Consider the following 4,381-nt stretch of genomic DNA (forward strand, 5'->3'; position numbering starts at 1 on the left):
AACCGCCGAGATGGTCAAGTATGTTGATAACGTCTGGCATGCTCTTAAGGTCGGCTTTGCCAATGAAATCGGTAACGTCTGCAAAGCGTTGGAGCTGGATGGCCATCGGGTGATGGATATTTTCTGCCAAGACACCAAGCTCAACCTGTCGCCTTACTACCTCAAGCCGGGCTTTGCTTTTGGCGGCTCCTGCCTACCCAAGGACGTGCGGGCGCTCACCTACAAGGGGCGTTCGCTTGATCTTGATCTGCCCATCCTCAACGCCATTCTGTCCAGCAACCAGCATCAGGTGGCGCGTGGAGTCTCGATGATCATGGCCAAAGGCAAGCGACGCGTCGGTGTACTCGGCTTTTCCTTCAAGGCCGGGACAGATGATCTGCGCGAGAGTCCTTTCGTGGAGGTCATCGAACGCCTGTTGGGCAAAGGCTATGACGTCCGTGTTTACGATCGCAATGTCAACTTGGCAGCACTTACCGGAGCCAACAAAGATTACATCCTCAACCACATTCCCCACATTATGAAGGTGACGATGGATAGTCTCGACGAGGTGCTTGATTTTGCCGAAGTAGTCGTGATCGGAAACGGTGCTAGAGAATTTCGCGATATTTTCCGTAAACTCAGGTCCGAGCAGGTCGTGGTGGATCTCGTAAGAATTACAGATCAGCGTAGTAATGAGGGGAAGTATGATGGCATTTGCTGGTAAAGAACTGGACCCAGTTATCCAGGACAAAAAAGCTGGTATATCAGCTGTCGCAACCGGGGTATTGATTCTTGTTGAAAACCTCCCGTCTCCATTCGACCGAAGGGTATGGCAAGAGGCGACGACACTGCGCTCCAATGGCTATGAAGTGTCCATTATATGCCCTACAGGTAAAGGTTACGAGGCACGCTATGAGGTCCTCGATGGCATCCATATCTACCGCTATACCCTGCCTGTAGATGCCGAAAATGCTAAGGGATATCTCATCGAGTATTTTTGGGCTCTATTTTGGACATTTGTGCTTTCCTGGCGAGTGCTTTTGACTCGTGGCTTCGATGTGATTCATGCTTGCAATCCACCCGACTTGCTATTCTTGATTGGCGGATTTTTTAAGCTGTTTTTACGTAAGAAATTTCTTTTTGATCACCACGATATAAACCCTGAGCTATATGAAGCCAAGTTTGGGCGCAAGGATTTCTTCTGGCGCGTGATGGTATGGTTGGAACGCCTGACCTTTCGCACCGCAGATGTTTCCATAGCCACCAACGAGTCCTATAAAATAATCGCTATTGAGCGCGGCCGCATGAATCCGGCGAAGGTATTCGTGGTGAGAAGCGGTCCTAGCCTGGATCGTCTTCAAATTCTGCCGCCTAATGAGGCGCACAAACATGGCCGAAAATACCTGGTTGGCTATCTTGGAGTCATGGGTAAGCAAGAGGGCATCGATTATTTATTGCGCACGGCCCGCCATATTATTTATGACATGTTGCGTACGGATATCCATTTTGGACTGGTTGGAGGGGGAACGGCATTAGGAGAGATGAAAGCTTTGGCTATGGAACTAGGTGTGAGCGACTATGTCACTTTCACCGGACGGATACCTGACCCAGAGATGTTGGAAGTACTCAATACGGCTGATGTCTGCGTGAATCCGGATGTGGCCAACGAGATGAATGACAAATCCACCATGAACAAAATCATGGAATACATGGCGCTTGGCAAGGCCATCGTCCAGTTCGACCTGACCGAGGGCCGTTTCTCGGCTCAGGAAGCCTCTCTCTATGCCCGAAAGAACGACGAAGTGGATATGGCGGAGAAGATCATCTGGTTGCTCGATCATCCAGAGGAGCGCAGGCGCATGGGGGAGTTCGGCCGTAACCGGGTCCGAAACGAACTCGAATGGAAATATGAGGCGCCCAAATTGCTGAAAGCATATGAAGTGCTATGTCGCTAAGTAATTTTGCTCGCTTTGCACTTTTCTTCTCGATTTTCTTCGTATTAATTTATTTTGAAGGAGATTCGTTTTCTGGAATAAAGATTTCGTTGCTGTGGAAAGGTGTAGTATTTTCGATTTTAATCTTTCTTATATTGCCTTTCCAGTTTTATAAGATTCCAGTCTTTATTCTTATTGGCTATATCGTATCGATAAAACACCTATTGACGGTTGGGTGGTTTGACTATTTTAGTGAGACCGTTCTGTTAATGGTGAATTCAATTACAGTGCCATTGGTATATACCTACCTGACTACGGCGGCAAAAGTAAAACACAATTCAGCCATCTTTTACAAGAAAGTCGAGCGCTTTCTGGCTTTCTTTAGCATAAGTATTGTGCTAAGCAATGTTCCATTCTTGATGGGTGCATTAGAGTCCAGGCATGCAACTTTTGATTTTGCATCATTTGGTTTAGAGGGCCAAGGGCTGTCCGGAATATTTCAGGGTAGTCATGCCGCATCTTCAACTATCGCAGTAGCGGCACTCTACATTACTATGTTCTTAACTCTACCTGCGGTACGTGGAAAATTGCGATTTATTGCGGTTGGCTTATTTCTCCTAGCTGGTTTTGCCTTGTATAAGACATATGTTAGGACTGGTTATCTTATGTTTGTTGTTGGTTTGTATTTTGTTTTGTTTTATGGTGGGCGTTTTTCTGAAAAGTTGAAAAATCTATCTTTGGCGCTCGTGGTGGTGCTTGGAATGTTTTTAGCAGTTAAGTCAGATGAAGCGTTTGTCATGAGAATTTTGGACCAGCGGAAATGGGGTCAAGAGAAAGGGGCAGAGGAAAATATTGGCTCCGGTAGATTTAGAATATGGCAAGTCCATATCGAGGACTGGCTTGCCAGTGGATCGGTTGGCATTGTGATAGGGAATGGACAACCGCTAAGCAAAGAATTATACGCAAGACATACTGGTGGTAGGCCGCTGTTTTCTCATAATGGATATATTGAGGCGCTGGTTTCCAATGGAATTATTGGGTTTGCGCTTTTCATATCCTATTTATATTGCATGTGGAAGTATATTTCAGCCTCGCCTAATACTTTATATAAACGCTTGGCTACATGCATGTTTTTTATGTACCTGATATTTATGCTCGTCCAGGGGGGTAATCCTTTCTTTATCGAGGTAATACTTGCTGTGTCGATATTTTTGAGTCGGTGGTCTCGCCTATCAATTGGATCAATCTGGATTCCTGTGCCCTACTCGATAGGGTGCTCATTAGGCGATTTCCAACAGACAGGTGTCTCGTCTCACGACAGAATGTCCTCTTCATTGTCTCGATGAGCCTGACTTGCCCTCCGCAACCGAATCAACGTCTTTGCCGTTGAATGGCGCCCAAATAGAAGACCTGTTGTCGCGAGTTCAAAGATGCTGGGGTTTGATTACCGATCTTTACACAGGCGGCAATGACGCTGAAGTATTGCGAGAACAATGTTCGCCAGACCGGAGATGGCTGTCGGCCAGCAGGGGCTGCGTCGTAATGCCGTTCAACTGGGATTGGGTGAACATCGCGCCGGTCGAACTGCTAGGGTGCGCAAGCGGCGTGCTGCGGGAGCAAGCTCTGAGAAGAAGAGTACTGCGAGGTGGCGGAAGCCCTGTGGGCATTGGCAGGGTCCCACACCTGGTCCGGACCGCTTGTACACGCGGTTGACCGCAGCGGAAGCCCTAAACTAGTATGCGCCCAAGGCTTCCACGCGGTCATCGGTGAATATGGTCTGGGGGCGTCTGCGACTGGCCTCCAGCGGTTTATTGAGTAGTCAGGCTGATATCATCCACCCACAAGGTACCTGAACCATAGAGCCGGAATTCGACCCGCGCATATGCGCTACCGAGGGGAGCCATGGCGTCGACACTGACCGGAGTCCAATTACTGGTGCCGCGGACCTGCGTCGGGGAATTGTAGCTCCCAAGATGCTGCCCTGAGCTGTTCCAGAAGTTAATGGTCAGCATGCCGTTCTGGGCGAGGTTCTGGGATTTCAGCCAGGCAGTCGCGGTATAGGTTTCGCCGGCTGTAGCCGTGATTCGTTTGGTTCGGCTCAACCAGCGCGTGATAGCTCCATTGGGTTGGCTGGAGACGATCTTCAGCGAAGCTTTCCCCGTGTGCGCCACATCCTTCGCCCAGCTGAAGGTGCCGGTACCATGGGTAAAGTAGTCGATGGCGGGATCGCTTTCAAAGCTGGGGTTCGGTGCGAGATTGCCCGTAGAGGTAGTAGGGGTAACAGTGCTGACGCTTGGATCATTGTTAACGGTCGTCGCGACTGATGCACTGTTGCCGCACGGGAACGCTCCGCAGGGGATGGCGTCCCAGGCTTCATGACCGGTTACCCACCTATAATTGAGTTGTCCGCCGTAATTTTGGATGATCGCAATCCGGTTGATCCGTCTCTTCCAGTAACCCATATTCGG

Annotated in this window: 4 protein-coding genes; 3 read left to right on the top strand and 1 reads right to left on the bottom strand. The window is 49.2% G+C overall.

The genetic code is table 11. From position 1 onward, the window contains the following. The 3 genes from VEB01_RS04530 to VEB01_RS04540 all read left to right on the top strand — a co-directional run. Positions 1 to 703, top strand: a 703-nt coding sequence (locus VEB01_RS04530) for a UDP binding domain-containing protein (RefSeq protein WP_324873194.1), incomplete at its 5' end; no start/stop codon positions are given. Beyond that, positions 684 to 1,934 carry a glycosyltransferase family 4 protein gene (locus tag VEB01_RS04535; protein WP_324873196.1) on the top strand — a complete coding sequence of 417 codons (1,251 nt, stop codon included), beginning with the start codon at positions 684 to 686 and terminating at the stop codon, positions 1,932 to 1,934. The genes VEB01_RS04530 and VEB01_RS04535, both read left to right, overlap by 20 nt. Further along, the gene (locus tag VEB01_RS04540; protein ID WP_324873199.1) at positions 1,925 to 3,259 is read left to right on the top strand and encodes an O-antigen ligase family protein; all 1,335 of its coding nucleotides are present in this window, start codon (positions 1,925 to 1,927) and stop codon (positions 3,257 to 3,259) included. Before VEB01_RS04535 ends, VEB01_RS04540 begins: the two co-directional genes overlap by 10 nt. Before the next feature lie 462 nt (positions 3,260 to 3,721). Here VEB01_RS04540 and VEB01_RS04545 read toward each other — a convergent pair. Continuing rightward, a partial coding sequence (locus VEB01_RS04545) for a hypothetical protein (RefSeq protein ID WP_324873201.1) occupies positions 3,722 to 4,381 on the bottom strand: 660 nt, incomplete at its 5' end.

It is taken from the genome of Methylocaldum sp. (assembly GCF_035627495.1).
Taxonomy (GTDB): domain Bacteria; phylum Pseudomonadota; class Gammaproteobacteria; order Methylococcales; family Methylococcaceae; genus Methylocaldum.